Genomic DNA, 16,526 nt, shown 5'->3' on the forward strand with positions numbered 1-16,526 from the left:
GCCCATACCGAAGGACGACACACCCGCAATGAGCGAATCGGTTTCCTGGGGCCAGGTTCCCAACTCGGTCTGAACGCGTAGCCGGAGCGAATCGAGTGGGATGTCGGCCGGGGGTTCCGTGAAGTTGAGGCTTGCCGGAATAAGCCTGTGCCTGATCGACAGAACGGCCTTTATGAGACCGGCGACACCAGCCGCGCCTTCCAGGTGTCCGAGATTCGTCTTCACCGATCCGACGCGCAGCGGATTACCGTTCGGGCGCTCCCGGCCGAAAGCGTTTCCGAGTGCTGCCGCTTCGATCCGGTCGCCCACGCGCGTACCGGTCCCGTGAAGTTCGACATACTGAACAGCGGCGGGGGCAATGCCGGCGCGTGCGCATGCGAGACCGATGACTTCTTGCTGCGCCGCCTGGTGCGGCACGGTGAGTCCCGGTCCGCCTCCGTCGTTGTTCACCGCGCTGCCGCGAATGACGCAGAGGATGCGGTCCCGGTCGGCGAGGGCGTCGGAGAGTCGCTTGAGGACGACGATTCCGCCGCCCTCTCCGCGGACATAACCGTTGGCCTGCGCGTCGAAGGTCCGGCACTCCCCGTCGGGGGAAAGTCCGCCGAACTTCTCCGAGCGTTCGGCGCTCTCGGGGGCGAGGGCGAGGTTGACGCCGCCGGCCAGGGCGAGGGTGCATTCTCCGGTGCGCAGCGCCTGGGCGGCCTGGTGCACGGCGACGAGGGAGGAGGACTGGCCGGTGTCGACGGTGATGCTGGGTCCGCGCAGGCCAAGGGCGTAGGAGACGCGGTTGGCGATGATGCTGCGGGCGAGGCCGGTCATGGCGTACTGGCCGACGGCGGCGGGCGCCTGGCGGTGGGTGAGCATCGCGTAGTCGTCCCACATGGCGCCGACGAACACGCCGGTCATGTGGCCTTGAAGGGTCGGCGGAGCGATGCCGGAATCCTCCAGCGCTTCCCATGCCAATTCCAGTGCGAGGCGCTGCTGCGGGTCCATCGCGGCGGCCTCGCGCGGAGAAACTCCGAAGAAACTCGGATCGAATTCTTCTACTCGTTCCAGCTTCCCTGGAACGACGGAATGCCCGTCCCTCAGCAAATCCCAGAATTCGACCGAACTGGACACGCCAGGAAAACGGCAAGAAGTACCGATGATGGCGATGTAATCAGCAGTTAAGGCGCACACGCCGACCGACATACTGTGAAGATCCCCCGTCTAGCATGGAAAGTGGACATTGCACCCGCGCCGCCTCTCCTGGAGGGCGACTGCGCACTTCGGGTACAACGACGTACATCCTGCAAGCCGTTTGCAGCCTAACCCCCTCAGGTGATCCGGAGTCAAGAAGATTCCCACCGCAACGAGTTGCCCCCCGGCGGCTCTTCGGCGTCACCAACGGCGCGGTCCGACCAATGCCATGGCTGCCTACTGCGCTGCTGCACATGCAAACTATGACGCATCTCACGCCCGAGTACGGCGGGCCGACTGGCGTTGCGAATTCACCCCAAGGAACGCACTCCGGACCGTCCTTCCCCTGCCTCGGACCGCGTGCTAGGTTGCAGTGAACGATCAAGGGGGAAGCCCTGGTGCGCTCATGACGTGACGTCACCAGGCTCGTTCGGCTGCCTAGTTGTGGGCGGCGCGAGTCCCAGGGGGTCTCGGCCACCCTGGAGCGCGGCCCATTTTCGGAGCCTCTCCCTCCCGGTGAACGCCCGTCCCCTGTCCCGTACTCGTACAGGAAGCCCGTTGCCGTCTGCCGCACCGCCGGTGACGACCGCGACCGTGGCTCGCGCAGATGAGCATGCCCCCGTTCCTGGCAGCCGTAGCGAGCCGGCCTGGTGAGCGTGAAGGAGTGTGTCCGGCACGATGAGTGAACCAACAGTCCGTCAAGTCGCCATCGTGGGTGCGGGGGTGATGGGTTCGGGGATCGCTGCCCTGGTGCTCGGACACGGCATCCCCGTCGTCCTGGTCGACGTCGACGTCACGACGCTGCGCGCGGCGCGCGTCAGGATCGAGCAGCAGCTGCGGCACGCTCAGCTCATGGGCGCGCTGCCCGCGGGCACGGCGCCCGGCGAGCTGACGACCAGCGTGTCCCTGGCGGACGTGGCGGACGCGACCGCGGTGATCGAGGCGATCGTGGAGCTGCCGGCGGAGAAGGCCAAGGTGCTGGCCGAGGTCTCGGCGGCCGTACGGCCCGGGACGCCGCTGATCTCCAACACGTCCGGTATCCCCATCGCCGAGCTGGCCCGGTCGGTGGACCGGCCCGAGGAACTTCTCGGCACGCACTTCATGAACCCGTCGTACCTGATCAAGATGGTCGAGGTCAGCCGGGGTCCGCAGACCGGTGACGCCGCCGTGGCGGCCGTGGTCGAGCTGCTGTCCGCCCTGAACCGCAAGGCGGTCATCGTGCGGGACGCGCCGGGCTTCGTCACGAGCCGGCTGCTGCATCCGATGATCAATGCCGCGGCGCGGATCGTCGGCGAGGGCACCGCGACGGTGGAGGCGGTGGACGAGCTGATGGAGGGCTGCCTCGGGCACCCGACCGGCCCGCTGCGCACCGCCGACCTGATCGGCCTGGACAACCTGGCCGACTCCCTCCAGGTTCTCTACGAACGCACCGGCGACCCCTCCTGCAAGCCCGCCGACCTGCTGCTGGAGAAGGTCCGCCAGGGTGACCTCGGCCGCAAGTCCGGCCGGGGCTTCTACGCGTACTGAGATACGCGTTCCGAGAGTCGAAGACCCCCCTGAAAGTCACTCTGAAAGCCGAAAGGTGTTGCAGTGAGCACTGAACAGACCCCGCAGAGCGCCGAGTTGCGCGCCGAATCCGTCGAGCGGGAGCTGCTGGGCTTCCTGGAGGCCAAGACCAGGAAGTCGCTGACGCCGGACCAGGACATGTTCGCCTCCGGCCTGGTGTCCTCCATGTTCGCCATGGAGCTGGTCGTCCACCTCGAACAGACCTACCAGGTCGCCATCGTGGGCGCGGATCTCAAGCTGGACAACTTCCGGACCGTGCAGCGCATGGTGGAGCTGGTGCTGCGGCTGCGGGCCGCGTCGGCCACGGTCGGCCGTGCCTGACCGGCACGTCGGCGATCCCGCTCCTGGCGACCGGCTCGCCGACGGGATCGCTCTCCTCGACTCCCTCGTCGACGGGCGGGCCGAGGAGTGGGATCTGTCCGGCGAGATCCCCCTGGAGGTGCTGCGCACCGCCGGCGAGCGGGGGCTGCTGTGCGCACAGGTCGCCGGTGAGCTGGGCGGACTCGGCCTCAGCAGCCGGGACAACGGTGAGCTGACGGCGTACGCGGGCAGTCTGTGCAGCTCGCTGCGCAGTGTGATGACCTCGCAGGGCATGGCCGCCTGGACGATCCAGCGGCTGGCCAACCCCGACCAGTCGGCCGCGCTGCTGCCGGAGCTGGTCGGCGGTCGGCTGGCCGCGGTCGGCTTCAGCGAGAGCGGCGCCGGCTCCGACGTGACCGCCATGACCACCAAGATCGAGGCATCGGGCGACTCCGTCGTGGTCACCGGCCACAAGGTGTGGATGACCGCTGCCCACTACGCCGATCTGCTGGTCGTGTTCGGGCAGTGCGAGGGCAGCGCGGCCGTCGTCGTGGTGCCCGCCTCGGCGCCCGGCGTGCACGTGGAGCGGGTCGCCGACCCGCTGGGCTGCCGTGCGGCCGGGCATGCGAACGTGCGCTTCGACTCGGTGCGACTGCCGCTGTCCAGCCTGCTCGGCACGCCGGGCATGCCCCTGCCGCTGCTGGTCACCACCGCCCTCGCCTACGGCCGTATCTCGGTGGCCTGGGGGTGTGTGGGCATCCTGCGCGCCTGCCGGAACGCCGCGGCGCGGCACGCCGCCTCGCGGGTGCAGTTCGGCAAGCCGCTGCACGAGCACCAGCTGGTGGCGGGGCACCTCGCCGACCTGTACGCGGCCGAGCAGGTCGCGGCCCAGGCGTGCGCGCATGCCAGCGCGTGCTGGGACGCCGGTTCCCCGGATCAGGTCGTGGCGACCGTGCTGGCCAAGCACGTCAGTGCCGGGCACGCCGCCCGCGGTGCCGCGGCGGCCGTGCAGGTGCTGGCCTCGGCCGGGGCGCGGGACGGTCATGTCGTGGCGCGCGCGTACCGGGACGCGAAGCTGATGGAGATCATCGAAGGCAGCAACGAGATCTGCCAGTTGATTCTGGCGCAGCACGCCGTGGCGACGGCACAGTGACCACCCTGGAGGATCTGCATGTCTGAAGTGCCGACCACGGTGAAGTGCCTGGTCTGGGACCTGGACAACACGCTCTGGCAGGGCACGCTGTCGGAGGGCGACGCGGTGCGGCCGCCGGACGGCGTGCGGGAGCTGATCATCGAGCTGGACGCCCGGGGCATTCTGCAGTCGGTGGCCAGCAAGAACGACCATGACCTGGCCTGGGCCAAGCTGGAGGAGCTGGGCCTCGCCGAGTACTTCGTCCTGCCGCGGATCGGATGGGGGCCGAAGTCGGACTCGGTGCGGGACATCGCGGAGGGGCTGAAGTTCGCGCACGGCACCATCGCGTTCGTGGACGACCAGCCCGCCGAGCGGGCCGAGGTCTCCTTCCACCTGCCGGAGGTCCGCTGCTACGCCGCCGACCGGTTGCCGGCGCTTGCGGATCTGCCGGAGTTCAGTCCGCGGAACGTCACCGTGGACGCGCGGCGGCGCCGCCAGATGTACCAGGCCGGCTTCAGGCGCGAGGAGGAGCAGGCCGCTTTCCGCGGGCCGACGGAGGAGTTCCTGCGCTCGCTGGAACTGGAGATGCGCATCGGCCGCGCGACCGAGGAGCAGCTGTCGCGCGTGGAGGAGCTCACGCTGCGTACCAGCCAGATGAACGCGACGGGCGTCCACTACTCCGACGCGGCGCTGCGCGAGCTGCTGGCCGACCCCGGGCACCAGGTGCTGGTGACGACCATGGCCGACCGTTTCGGTCCGCACGGCGCGGTCGGGGTGATCCTGCTGCGGACGCGGCCGGGTGTCTGGCACCTCAAGTTGCTGGCGACGTCCTGCCGGGTGGTGTCGTTCGGGGCGGGTGCGGCGATCCTGAACTGGCTGATCGACCAGGCCGCCCGGGCGGGTGCCCACCTGGTGGCCGACTTCCGGCCCACGGAGCGCAACCGCATGATGGAGATCGCCTACCGGTTCGCCGGCCTCGGCGAGGAGTCCTGCTCGTGCCAGGACGCGCTGCCCGGCGCGGGAGCCGCGGATCCACGACGGCTGCACTTGGTGCCGGCGCGTCGTGAGCCGCACGCCACGATCCGGATCAGTGCACCGGACCTGCCCCGGGACTCCCGTGTGGCCACCGTGGATCCGGTGCACTGACCGGAGTGTTCAGCAGGCCTTCTTGCGTACCAGCGTGATGCCATCGGCCATCGGGAGGAGTGATATCTCCACCCGGTGGTCCTCGTGCAGGAAGGAATTCAGCTCGCGGATCACGACCGTGTCGGGATCCTGAGCTCCCGGGTCAATGACCCGACCAAAGAAAAGGGTATTGTCGAGGACGATGAGACCTCCCGGCCTCACCAGTTCGAGCGACAATTCATAATAGCGACGATAATTCGCCTTGTCAGCGTCGACGAAGGCGAAATCAAAGGTGTTCGCTTTCCCCTCACCGAGTAGTCCGGTAAGGGTTTCGGAGGCATTCCCGATACGGACGTCGATACGGTCCGCGACCCCCGCCTTCAGCCAGTACTTCTGGGCAATATCGGGCCACTTGTCGCTGATGTCGCAGGTGATGACACGCCCGCCGGGCGCGAGGCTCCGGGCCATGCACAAGGTGCTGTACCCGGTGAACGTTCCGATCTCCAGCACCTCCCGAGCACCCGTCAGACCGACCAGGAAACCGAGCAACTGCCCTTCTTCGGCCATGACCTGCATTGCCTGCCCCATGGGAAGTTCCCCGGTCAGTTCGCGAAGCTCGTGCAATATATCGTCGTCTCGCAGGGAGACGTCACGCACATAGGAGAGCAATTCCGGCGAGGACATGATTTGAGTAGCCACCGCTTTAACATAGTGGTGGCGCACAATGTCAGGCAAGACCGGCCGACGAATTCCGGTTATGGAATGCCCTCGCCTTGTGTCAGCGAAGCGTGTCCCGGAGAGGCGTACGGGTGCCGATCGCGGTCGCTCCGTTGACACGCGAGACGCCGGCGACGGCCGGGCTGCGCGGCTGCTCCTCGGACTCGGCAGATCCCTCGACACCCGCGGGGTGCGGTGTGGTGGACGCCGGCTTGACGACGGCGAGGGCGGCCCCCGGCGCCATGACGGCCGGCGAGCGCCGACGGTAGCGCGGCGGCACGAACGCCTCGGCCCAGCGCGGGGCACGCGGTGTGAAGCGCGGCAGCAGGAGCAGCGCCAGACCGAGCGCGCTGAGGAACACCACACCGAGGACGATCCACATGGACGCCGCGTTGACGGAGTAGGCGAGCGCGCCGAACGCGATCAGCGCCGACCAGAAGTACATGATCAGCACCGCCCGGCTGTGCGAGTGGCCGATCTCCAGCAGCCGGTGGTGCAGATGCCCGCGGTCCGCCGCGAACGGCGACTGACCGCGCCAGGTGCGGCGCACGATCGCCAGGATCAGGTCGGCGGCCGGGATCGCGATGATCGTCAGCGGCATCAGCAGCGGGATGTAGACCGGCACCATCTGGTGCACGGTGGAGCGCTCGGAGCCGCCGAACAGATTGTCCGGGTCGACGTTGCCCGTGACGGAGATCGCCCCTGCGGCCAGCACCAGGCCGATCAGCATCGAGCCCGAGTCGCCCATGAAGATCCGCGCGGGGTGCATGTTGTGCGGCAGGAAGCCCAGGCACATGCCCATCAGGATCGCCGCGAACAGCGTCGCGGGGGCGGCGGACTCGATGCCGTACGAGTACCAGATCCGGTACGTGTACATGAAGAACGCGGCGGCGGCGATGCACACCATACCGGCCGCGAGACCGTCGAGGCCGTCCACGAAGTTGACCGCGTTGATGGTGATGACGACCAGCGCGACCGTCAGCAGGGTGCCCTGCCACTGGGTCAGCGCGACCGTGCCGACCGTCGGGATCGGCAGCCACAGGATCGTCAGACCCTGCATGACCATCACGCCCGCGGCGATCATCTGGCCGCCCAGCTTCAGCAGCGCGTCGATCTCGAACTTGTCGTCCAGGACGCCGATCAGCCAGATCAGCGCGGCGCCCGAGAGCAGAGCGCGCGGCTCGTTCGACTTCTCGAAGACTCCGTTGAGGTTGGTCAGGTGGTCCGCCACCAGCAGTCCCGCGCACAGCCCGAAGAACATGGCGATCCCGCCGAGCCGCGGAGTGGGTTCCCGGTGCACGTCACGGGCCCTGATCTCCGGCATCGCCCCGGCCACGATCGCGAACTTCCGTACCGGCCCTGTCAGCAGATACGTCACCGCGGCCGTGATGCAGAGCGTCAGCAGGTATTCACGCACGGGCTTCCCCACATGTCTCGCTGGCCATCTCAGCCTCACACCCTAGCCTTCGACTCGCGCGCGGCGCATATGTGTGGGGACTGCCGGGTAGCGACGATGGTTGCACGAGGAGCTGTGAGTTCGGTTGCGCGGGGGCGCGTCCGGCCTGCCGTTCGCTCCCTTTGGCCCGGGATACGGCGACTTCCACCCGAGGGTTACCCCGGGTACGGGGGAAAGGCCGTGGCCAGTTCCCGTACTTCCTCCCTGGCCCGTTTGCCCTCCACCTGTCCGCGCAGCACGCTCGCCATCAGCGCGCCGATGCCCGCCATCTCCTCCTCGCGCATGCCCTGCGTGGTCACGGCGGCCGTGCCCAGCCGCAGCCCGCGGGCATCAGCATGCGGCAGCGCACAGCAGTCCAGGACGATCCCGCCGGCCGCCAGCAGCCCGCGAACCTCCCGCCCGCCCATGCCGAGGGACGCCGGGTCGAAGGTGATCAGGTGCGTGTCGGTCCCGCCGGTCGTGACGACGAGACCCTCCTTCTCCAGCCGGGCCGCCAGCGCCCGCGCGTTGGCGACCACCTGATGGGCGTACGCCGAGAACGCCGGGGTCGCCGCCTCCCCGAACGCCACCGCCTTGGCGGCGATGGTGTGCATCTGCGCGCCGCCCTGCGTGAACGGGAAGACCGCCCGGTCGACGCGCTCGGCGAGCTCGCCGCCGCACAGGATCATCCCGCCGCGCGGGCCGCGCAGCACCTTGTGGGTGGTGGCGCACACCACATCGGCGTACGGCACCGGACTCGGCGCCGCTCCCCCGGCGACCAGCCCGAGCGGATGGGCGGCGTCGGCGATGAGATAGGCGCCGACCTCGTCGGCGACCTCCCGGAAGAACGCGTAGTCGATGTGGCGCGGGTAGGAGATCGAGCCGCACACGATCGCCTTGGGCCGATGGCTGCGGGCCAGCGCCCGCACCTGCTCCCGGTCGATCAGCCCGGTCTCCGCGTCCACCCCGTACGGCACGAAGTCGAACCAGCGCCCGGAGAAGTTCGCGGGCGAACCGTGGGTGAGATGACCGCCGTAGGTCAGCCCCAGGGCCAGTACGGTGTCCCCCGGCCTCAGCAGGGCCGCGTAGGCGGCGAGCACGGCGGACGAGCCGGAATGGGGCTGCACATTGGCGTGCTCGGCCCCGAACAGCCGCTTCGCCCGCTCCACCGCGAGCCGCTCCGCGACGTCGACGATCTCGCAGCCTCCGTGGTGCCGGGCGCCCGGATACCCCTCGGCGTACTTGTTGGCGAGCGGCGAGCCCAGCGCGGCCAGCACGGCCGGGGAGCAGAAGTTCTCGGCGGCGCTCAGCTGGAGCGTCGACGCCTGCCGCGTCGCCTCGCCGAGCAGCACCTCGGCCATCTCCGGATCCTGGCGCCGCAGGACATCCGCATCGGCGGCCGCAACAGATACAGGGGTGACCGACATGACGGACTCCGGGACGTCGACGATGCCGTACGACCAATGTAGGCCCGCCCCGCCGGCCCCGCTCCCCGCCTGCGCCGACATTCGCACCACCACCACCGGGCCCCTTCCCGAACGCCGGACTCGCCCCCGGGCAACGGACCGGTGCGGCGGCCCCCCGACCACCCGGGCCACGGCCCGCTGCGACGGACTCGACGGCCGCCCCGCCCCGCCTCAGACCCGCGCCGTCCCACCCCGTCAACGCCTGCACCACAACACCACCCCTCAGACCCCTCCGCCGGTCGGGCCCCGCCGCAGCCACCGCCCCGACCACCCGACTGCCCGGGCCACGAACCGATCCAGCGGACTCAACAGGCCGCCAGACCCCGAGACCCCGCCTCAAGCCCGCGGCCCCACACCCGTCAACCCGGCACCATCCCATCCCCACCCCTCACACCCCTCCACCGGTCGGGCCCCGCCGCGGCCACCGCCCCGACCACCCGACTGCCCGGGCCACGAACCGATCCAGCGGACTCAACAGGCCGCCAAACCCCAAGACCCCGCCTCAAGCCCGCGCCGCGCACCCGTCAACCCGGCACCATCCCGGCGCCACCCCTCGCACCGCTCGGCCTCGGCGGGCCGCTGCTGCGGACTCCGGCTACCGGGCCGCCCCGCCCCGCCTCACATCCGCGCCGGCACACCCGTCAGCGCCGTCACCACCGGGTCCAGGGCCTGGTGTATCTCGTCGCCGATCGAGCGGAAGAACGGCAGGGGCGCGCCGTAGGGGTCGTAGACCTCGTCCGCCTCCAGGGTGGGGGCCAGCAGCCAGCCGCGCAGGGCTGCGGCGGCGCGGACCAGGGCGCGGGCCCGGCGGACCACGCCCTCCTCCAGCGGGGGCAGGGTGGCGGGGTCGATCGCGTTCACCAGGCGGGTGAACTCCTTCAGGGTGAAGGTGCGCAGGCCCGCGGAGTGCCCCATGGAGATGACCTGGGCCCGGTGGTCACGGGTCGCGGTCAGGACGAGGTCGGCCATGATGACGTGCTCGTCGAGCAGTTCACGGCCGGTGAACCCGGAGGGGTCCGCGCCGAAGTCGGCCAGCACGGTCTCCGCGTTGGCCTCCATCGGCGCGCCCTCGTGGCCCCAGGTGCCCGCGCTCTCCACGATCAGCCCGCCCCCCAGCACCCCGAGCCGCTGCGACAGGAAATGCCGGGTCAGCCGCTCGGTGATGGGGGAGCGGCAGACATTGCCGGTGCTGACGTGGAGGATGCGGAAGGTGTCGCGCGGAAGTCCGACGAAGGTCGTCGTGATCTCCGCGGCGCGTTCCCCGTTGCCTATGCCACGCCCCGCGTCAGGGGCTGTCAATTCGCCACCTCGAGGTCGGGTACGACCTTCCTCAGCTCGTCGGCCGTGATCGTCCCCTCGCGCAGCAGCAGCGGGACCTCGCGGCTGACGTCGACGATCGAGGAGGGGACGTTCCCGGGGGTCGGGCCGCCGTCGAGGTAGACGGAGACGGAGTCGCCGAGCATCTCCTGGGCGTAGTCGCAGTTCTCCGGCGCGGGGTGTCCGGTGAGGTTGGCGGAGGAGACCGCCATGGGGCCGACCTCGGTCAGCAGCTCGATGGCGACCGGGTGCAGCGGCATGCGCACGGCGACCGTGCCGCGGGTGTCGCCCAGGTCCCACTGGAGGGACGGCTGGTGCTTGGCGACGAGGGTCAGCGCGCCCGGCCAGAACGCGTCGACCAGCTCCCAGGCCAGCTCGGAGAAGTCCGTGACCAGGCCGTGCAGGGTGTTCGGGGAGCCGATGAGGACGGGGGTGGGCATGTTGCGGCCCCGGCCCTTGGCCTCGAGCAGATCGCCCACGGCCTCCTTGGAGAACGCGTCGGCGCCGATGCCGTACACCGTGTCGGTCGGGAGGACCACGAGCTCGCCCCGGCGGACGGCGGACGCGGCCTCGCGCAGACCGGTCACGCGGTCGGTCGCGTCGTTGGTGTCGTATCGCCGAGCCATGTCTAACGGGCCTCCTCGTGCACGTACTGCTGGACAGAAGTCAGGGGGGTGTTCGCTCGAGCGGTGCTCACGGCATCGCCCGGCGGGCGGTCGCGAAGCGGGGGCGGTTGTTGAGGTCCGGGTGGTCGGCCGCGTCGGCCCAGCCCCGCTCCTCGGTGAAGATCCACGGCACCTGGCCGCCCTGGGTGTCGGCGTGCTCGATGACGACGACGCCGCCCGGGCGCAGGAGCCGGTGGGCGGTCCGTTCCAGGCCGCGGATGAGATCGAGGCCGTCCTCGCCGGAGAACAGCGCCATGTCCGGGTCGTAGTCCCGGGCCTCGGGAGCGACGTACTCCCATTCGGTCAGCGGGATGTACGGCGGGTTGGAGACGACCAGGTCGACCTGCCCGTCGAGGTCGCGGAAGGCGTCCAGGGCGTTGCCCTGGCGCAGGTCGACGCGCGACCCCTCCATGTTCTTGCGGGTCCAGACCAGCGCGTCCTCGGACAGCTCCACGGCGTGCACGCTGGAGCGCGGCACCTCCTGGGCGAGGGCGAGGGCGATGGCGCCGGAGCCGGTGCACAGGTCGACGATGCACGGCTCCACGACGTCCATGGCCCGGACGGCGTCTATGGCCCACCCGACGACCGACTCGGTCTCGGGACGCGGCACGAAGACGCCGGGGCCCACCTGGAGCTCCAGGTAGCGGAAGTAGGCCCGCCCGGTGATGTGCTGGAGCGGCTCGCGCTGCTCACGCCGGGCGATGACCTCCCAGTACCGGGCGTCGAAGTCGGAGTCCTTCACGGAGTGCAGTCCGCCGCGCTTCACGCCGTGCACGAACGCGGCGAGCTCCTCCGCGTCGTTGCGCGGCGAGGGCACGCCGGCGTCGGCCAGCCGCTGGGTGGCCTGGGCCACCTCCGAGAGCAGCAGGTTCACGCAAGTCCTCCGTGGTGGTACTCGTACGTGCCGTTGTTACGCGGCGGCGAGCTTCGCGGCCGAGTCCGCGTCGACGCAGGCCTGGATCACCGCGTCGAGGTCGCCGTCCAGGACCTGGTCCAGGTTGTACGACTTGAAGCCGACCCGGTGGTCCGAGATGCGGTTCTCCGGGAAGTTGTACGTGCGGATCTTCTCGGAGCGGTCGACGGTGCGGACCTGGCTGCGGCGGGCGTCGGCGGCCTCCCGCTCCGCCTCCTCCTGGGCCGCGGCGAGGAGCCTGGAGCGCAGGATACGCATCGCCTGCTCCTTGTTCTGCAACTGGCTCTTCTCGTTCTGGCAGGAGGCGACGACTCCGGTGGGAATGTGCGTGATGCGCACCGCGGAGTCGGTGGTGTTGACGGACTGGCCGCCCGGTCCGGAGGAGCGGTAGACGTCGATGCGGAGGTCGTTCGGGTTGATCTCGACGTCGACCTCCTCCGCCTCCGGGGTCACGAGGACACCGGCCGCGGAGGTGTGGATCCGGCCCTGCGACTCGGTCGCCGGCACGCGCTGCACCCGGTGCACGCCGCCCTCGTACTTCAGCCGCGCCCAGACGCCCTGACCGGGCTCCGTCGCCCCCTGGCCGCCCTTGGTCTTCACGGCGACCTGGACGTCCTTGTAGCCGCCCAGCTCGGACTCGGTGGCGTCGATGATCTCGGTCTTCCAGCCGACGCGCTCGGCGTAGCGCAGGTACATGCGCAGCAGGTCGCCCGCGAACAGGGCGGACTCGTCGCCGCCGGCGCCGGCCTTGATCTCCAGGATGACGTCCTTGTCGTCGGACGGGTCCCGGGGCACGAGCAACAGCCGCAGTTTCTCGGTGAGTTCCTCGCGCTGCTTGTCGAGTTCCTTGGCCTCGGCGGCGAAGTCCGGGTCGGCGGCGGCGAACTCGCGCGCGGTCTCGATGTCGTCGCCGGTCTGCTTCCAGGAGCGGTACGTGGCGACGATCGGGGTGAGCTCGGCGTAGCGCTTGTTCAGCTTGCGCGCGTTGGCCTGGTCGGCGAAGACCGACGGGTCGGCGAGCTGCTTCTCGAGGTCGGCGTGCTCACCGACCAACTCCTCGACTGCCTCGAACATGATGGGCTCCTGGAATGCTGTGGCGTGGATGAAGGCGAACGACCAAAAACGCCGGTCCCGGCGCACCCCGGGCGGGGGCACGGCCGTGGACCGGCGATGTGGGGCTCGCTACTTCTTGGAGCCGGCGGCAGCCTTGCCGAAGCGGGCCTCGAAGCGGGCCACGCGGCCACCGGTGTCGAGGATCTTCTGCTTGCCCGTGTAGAACGGGTGGCACTCGGAGCAGACGTCGGCGCGGATGGCACCGCTGCCGATCGTGCTGCGGGTGGTGAACGACGCGCCACAGGTGCAGCTGACCTGCGTCTCGACGTACTCGGGGTGGATCTCGCGCTTCAAGGTGTCTCCTAGTTTCGGGAGGGCGCCGGGTCGCTGCCGCGGGATACGGAAACGTGAACCGGAGCCGACGTACCAGTCTGCCAGGACTGGCGCCATCCCCCAAAACCGGGGGGTGCGCGGATCTATTCCGTGCGCGTGCGTCGTGGCCTCACGACGACGCCACGACCCCTGCGGCCTCCCCCGTCGCGTTGCCCTCCGTCGCCGCCGCCGGGATGGGCTCGTCGTTCTTCAGGGCCGTCCAGATCTGCTGGGCCTTGTCCGGCAGGACGACGACCCGGTTGGGGTCGGCCGGGTCGTAGCGCACCGGCAGGGTCACCATGTGCATCTTCGACGCGCTGATCCCCTTGAGGCCGTTGACGAAGGACATCAGCGCGTTGACGGTGCCGAGGTCGGAGTCGGTGGTGACGGCCTTCGTCGCGGTGTCGGCGAGGTCGTACAGGTTCTTCGGGCTGGTGAACAGAGCGATGTGCTTGACCTGGGTGACCAGTGCCTTGACGAACGCCTGCTGGAGCTGGATGCGGCCGAGGTCGGAGCCGTCGCCGACGCCGTGCCGGGTGCGGACCAGGCCGAGGGCCTGCTTGCCGTCGAGCCTGTGGGTGCCGGCCTTGAGGCGGAGGTGGCTCTCGGGGTCGTCGATCGCCCTGGTGGTGGTGACCTGGACCCCGCCCAGCTCGTCGATCAGCTTCTCGAAGCCGGAGAAGTCGACCTCGAGGTAGTGGTCCATCCGCAGGCCGGTGATCGACTCGACGGTCTTCACGGCACAGGCCGCGCCGCCCGTGGTGTACGCGGAGTTGAACATCACGCCGTCTGCGGGGTCGTGCCTGACTCCTTGCGGGTCCGTGCACGCCGGCCGGTCGATGAGGGTGTCGCGCGGGAGGGAGACGACACTGGCCCGCCTGTGGCCCCGGTACACATGGATGATCATCGCGGTGTCGGAGCGGGCGCTGCCGTCGTCGGTGCCGCCGCCGAGCCTGCGGTTGGCGCCGGAGCGGGTGTCGGAGCCGAGGACCAGGATGTTCTCCGAGCCGTTGTCGGCCTTCGTGGGCCGGTCGGTGCCGAGGGCCTGGTCGATGTCGACGCTCTTGATGTTGCCGTTGAGCTTGAAGTACAGGTAGCCCGCGCCGGTGCCGCCCAGGGCGACGATGCCGGCCGCCGTCCACGCCATGATCAGCAGCCCCTTGCGCCGGCCCCGCCGTCCGCGGTGCCTCGGGCCGCTGTCGTGCTCACCCGTCGGGCCGGTCTCGCCCGGTGTGCCGGGCTCCGGCGTGTGCTCGGCGGACATGTGCTCCTCTGTTCTCGTGCAACCTCACCATCGTCGCCCCGCCGGGTCGGACGGGGAAACTCGGGACGGGGTGGCACGACGCTCTGTGCCCGGTCAGTCAGTGGCTGACCGGGCCCGGAGCGTGGCGCGCGGAGCGGGGGGCGGAGCGGGGGGCGCCGCCCGCTCACCTGCGCCTTCGGCGGAACTCAGCCGAACAGGTCGTACTGCTGGAAACTGGTACCGAGTGACACCCTTGTGGCAAAGATCTCGCTCGTGGCCTTTCCGGTGCCCTTGTACAGATACAGCGTGCCGCCCGGCGTACGGGCCAGGAAGTCGGCCTTGCCGTCGCCGTTGACGTCGCCGACCGCGTCGAAGGCGTTGTACGTGGTGTTGCTCCAGGTGCGGACCTTGACGCGGGCCGAGAAGGCGCCCGTGCCGGCCTTGCCGGTCCCCTTGTAGAGGTAGAGCGCGCCGGTGCTCCTGTTGCGGGCGAGCAGGTCGGCCCGGCCGTCGTTGCTGAGGTCGCCGTGACCGCGCACGAGGTCGTACTGGTTCCAGCCGGTGCTCACCTTGACCCGCGAGGCGAAGGTGCCGTTGCCCTTGCCGGGGTAGATCCACAGGACGCCCGCGGAGTCGACGGAGAGCACGTCCGGGAGGGCGTCGCCGGTGACGTCCCCCGGGGCGACGATCGCGAGACGCGACGTCCAGTTGTCCCCGATCAGCTGGGTGGCCCAGCTGTCGGTCGAGCGGACGTAGTGCTTCCAGAAGACGTCGCCGTCGGAGGCGCGGCGCACGATCAGGTCCTGGTAGCCGTCCCGGTCGAGGTCCGCCTGCAGGATGAGGTTCTTGCCGCTGAAGGAGCCCCAGGAATGCCGGGAGGCCAGCGAGGTGCCCTTGGAGTCCAGCTCGTAGCCGGTCTTCGTGGAGGAGTTGCGCACGAAGAGGTCGGCCTTGTGGTCACCGCTGAGGTTGGTGTCGTCGACGCGCGGGGAGGCGGCGGCGACGTACGTGGTGAGCTTGGTGAAGACGCTGTACGCGCCCGCCGCCACGCAGTCCTTCACGCCCCAGGACACGACGCCCACGACCTTGCCGCCGACGACCAGCGGGCCGCCGGAGTCGCCGTTGCAGGCGGCGGTGGTGCCGGTGTCGGAGCCGGTGGCGGGCTCGCCCGCGCACACCATGTGCTGCGCGATGAAGTCGCCGCCGTACTCGCCCGAACAGGTGGCGTCCGACTGGATCGGCAGCGTGGCCGTCTTCAGGGTGTCGGAGATGTCCTGGCTGGTGGAACTGGTCCGGCCCCAGCCGAAGACCTGGGCGGTCCCGGCCGCCGCGCCGGTGTACGACGCGGTGTCACCGGCCGTCGTCATCGGGATCGGCTGCACCTTGACCGGGTTCGGCAGGGTCAGGACGGCGAGGTCGTTGTCGATGGTGTGGGCGTCGTAGGACGGGTGGTTCCACTGCCGCCAGACACTGCTGGCGGTGCCGCCGTGCAGGTCGGCGCCGCCACCGGAGGTCTCGGTGAGCAGCTGTGCGGTGCCCGTGACGACGAAGCCGTGCGCCTTCCAGTCGTAGCCGGCGACACAGTGCGCGGCGGTGAGGATCTTCGTCGGGGCGACGACCGCGCCCCCGCAGAAGAAGCCGATGTCGTCGCTGGTCGTGGCGGTGCCGCGGTCGTCGCCGTACCAGAGCTGGGCCATGTAGGGCGCGGTGGTGAGGGTCGTCGCCGAACCACCGATGATCTTCGGGTCGACGGTGGCGGAGCTACTGCCCGTGCTCGCGTCGAGGGACGACCTGGACGTCTTTCCCGGGGTGTCGTCGGCGGCGAGCGCGGTCGACAGGCGTGCCTCGATCTCGGACGTCGACAGGGTGCCGCGCACGGGCGGCGTGGGCGGCGCGGTGGCCGCCCCCGCCGACGTGGTCAGGAACACACCGGCGACGGCGGCGGCGAGACCCGCCGCGGCGACGGGCAGCGCGATCCGCGCCCGTCGTCTGTGCCGTCGGCCCCCGGACGTGGGTGTACCCACTCGAGTCCCCCCTAGGGAT

Annotated in this window: 15 protein-coding genes; 4 read left to right on the forward strand and 11 right to left on the reverse strand. The window is 70.1% G+C overall.

Annotated elements, in window-relative coordinates; translation table 11 throughout:
- Nucleotides 1-1,191 (reverse strand): beta-ketoacyl synthase N-terminal-like domain-containing protein (locus tag AQJ58_RS10300; protein WP_199844562.1); only part of this gene is annotated, 1,191 nt, incomplete at its 3' end.
- A gap of 666 nt (nucleotides 1,192-1,857) precedes the next feature.
- Between AQJ58_RS10300 and AQJ58_RS10305 the strand changes: the two genes are divergently transcribed.
- The 4 genes from AQJ58_RS10305 to AQJ58_RS10320 all read left to right on the forward strand — a co-directional run bounded on the left by AQJ58_RS10305 (nucleotide 1,858) and on the right by AQJ58_RS10320 (nucleotide 5,323).
- On the forward strand, nucleotides 1,858-2,706 hold the full coding sequence (locus AQJ58_RS10305) for a 3-hydroxyacyl-CoA dehydrogenase family protein (RefSeq protein WP_067247844.1): 849 nt from the start codon (nucleotides 1,858-1,860) through the stop codon (nucleotides 2,704-2,706).
- Between the two features lie 63 nt (nucleotides 2,707-2,769).
- On the forward strand, nucleotides 2,770-3,066 hold the full coding sequence (locus tag AQJ58_RS10310; protein WP_067247846.1) for an acyl carrier protein: 297 nt from the start codon (nucleotides 2,770-2,772) through the stop codon (nucleotides 3,064-3,066).
- Nucleotides 3,067-3,112: 46 nt separating this feature from the next.
- Entirely contained in the window at nucleotides 3,113-4,198 is a 1,086-nt protein-coding gene (locus AQJ58_RS10315) for an acyl-CoA dehydrogenase family protein (RefSeq protein WP_067249601.1), read from the forward strand.
- Between the two features lie 18 nt (nucleotides 4,199-4,216).
- Complete coding sequence (locus tag AQJ58_RS10320) at nucleotides 4,217-5,323, forward strand: HAD-IIIC family phosphatase (protein ID WP_067247848.1); 1,107 nt, start codon at nucleotides 4,217-4,219, stop codon at nucleotides 5,321-5,323.
- A 9-nt stretch (nucleotides 5,324-5,332) separates the two neighbouring features.
- Here AQJ58_RS10320 and AQJ58_RS10325 read toward each other — a convergent pair whose 3' ends face one another.
- The 10 genes from AQJ58_RS10325 to AQJ58_RS10370 all read right to left on the reverse strand — a co-directional run bounded on the left by AQJ58_RS10325 (nucleotide 5,333) and on the right by AQJ58_RS10370 (nucleotide 16,507).
- On the reverse strand, nucleotides 5,333-5,986 hold the full coding sequence (locus AQJ58_RS10325; protein WP_420712154.1) for an O-methyltransferase: 654 nt from the start codon (nucleotides 5,984-5,986) through the stop codon (nucleotides 5,333-5,335).
- Between the two features lie 94 nt (nucleotides 5,987-6,080).
- Nucleotides 6,081-7,436, reverse strand: a complete 1,356-nt coding sequence (locus tag AQJ58_RS10330; RefSeq protein WP_067249604.1) for an MraY family glycosyltransferase — start codon at nucleotides 7,434-7,436, stop codon at nucleotides 6,081-6,083.
- A 194-nt stretch (nucleotides 7,437-7,630) separates the two neighbouring features.
- Nucleotides 7,631-8,881: a serine hydroxymethyltransferase gene (glyA, locus tag AQJ58_RS10335; RefSeq protein ID WP_067247851.1), complete on the reverse strand. Its 1,251-nt coding sequence runs from the start codon at nucleotides 8,879-8,881 to the stop codon at nucleotides 7,631-7,633.
- 657 nt (nucleotides 8,882-9,538) lie between these two features.
- Nucleotides 9,539-10,219, reverse strand: a complete 681-nt coding sequence (locus AQJ58_RS10340; RefSeq protein ID WP_067247854.1) for an arsenate reductase/protein-tyrosine-phosphatase family protein — start codon at nucleotides 10,217-10,219, stop codon at nucleotides 9,539-9,541.
- Nucleotides 10,216-10,863 carry an L-threonylcarbamoyladenylate synthase gene (locus AQJ58_RS10345; RefSeq protein ID WP_067247856.1) on the reverse strand — a complete coding sequence of 216 codons (648 nt, stop codon included), beginning with the start codon at nucleotides 10,861-10,863 and terminating at the stop codon, nucleotides 10,216-10,218. The genes AQJ58_RS10340 and AQJ58_RS10345 overlap by 4 nt, the downstream gene beginning before the upstream one ends.
- A gap of 67 nt (nucleotides 10,864-10,930) precedes the next feature.
- On the reverse strand, nucleotides 10,931-11,776 hold the full coding sequence (prmC, locus tag AQJ58_RS10350; protein WP_067247858.1) for a peptide chain release factor N(5)-glutamine methyltransferase: 846 nt from the start codon (nucleotides 11,774-11,776) through the stop codon (nucleotides 10,931-10,933).
- 36 nt (nucleotides 11,777-11,812) lie between these two features.
- Nucleotides 11,813-12,889, reverse strand: coding sequence for a peptide chain release factor 1 (prfA, locus tag AQJ58_RS10355; RefSeq protein ID WP_067247861.1), 1,077 nt, complete (start codon nucleotides 12,887-12,889; stop codon nucleotides 11,813-11,815).
- Between the two features lie 108 nt (nucleotides 12,890-12,997).
- Entirely contained in the window at nucleotides 12,998-13,222 is a 225-nt protein-coding gene (rpmE, locus tag AQJ58_RS10360) for a 50S ribosomal protein L31 (RefSeq protein WP_067247864.1), read from the reverse strand.
- A 148-nt stretch (nucleotides 13,223-13,370) separates the two neighbouring features.
- On the reverse strand, nucleotides 13,371-14,504 hold the full coding sequence (locus AQJ58_RS10365) for an LCP family protein (RefSeq protein ID WP_067247866.1): 1,134 nt from the start codon (nucleotides 14,502-14,504) through the stop codon (nucleotides 13,371-13,373).
- A gap of 185 nt (nucleotides 14,505-14,689) precedes the next feature.
- On the reverse strand, nucleotides 14,690-16,507 hold the full coding sequence (locus AQJ58_RS10370; protein ID WP_067247869.1) for a trypsin-like serine protease: 1,818 nt from the start codon (nucleotides 16,505-16,507) through the stop codon (nucleotides 14,690-14,692).
- Between the last annotated feature and the right edge of the window lie 19 nt (nucleotides 16,508-16,526).

The sequence above is a fragment of the Streptomyces sp. DSM 15324 genome, assembly GCF_001514285.1.
GTDB lineage: Bacteria > Actinomycetota > Actinomycetes > Streptomycetales > Streptomycetaceae > Streptomyces.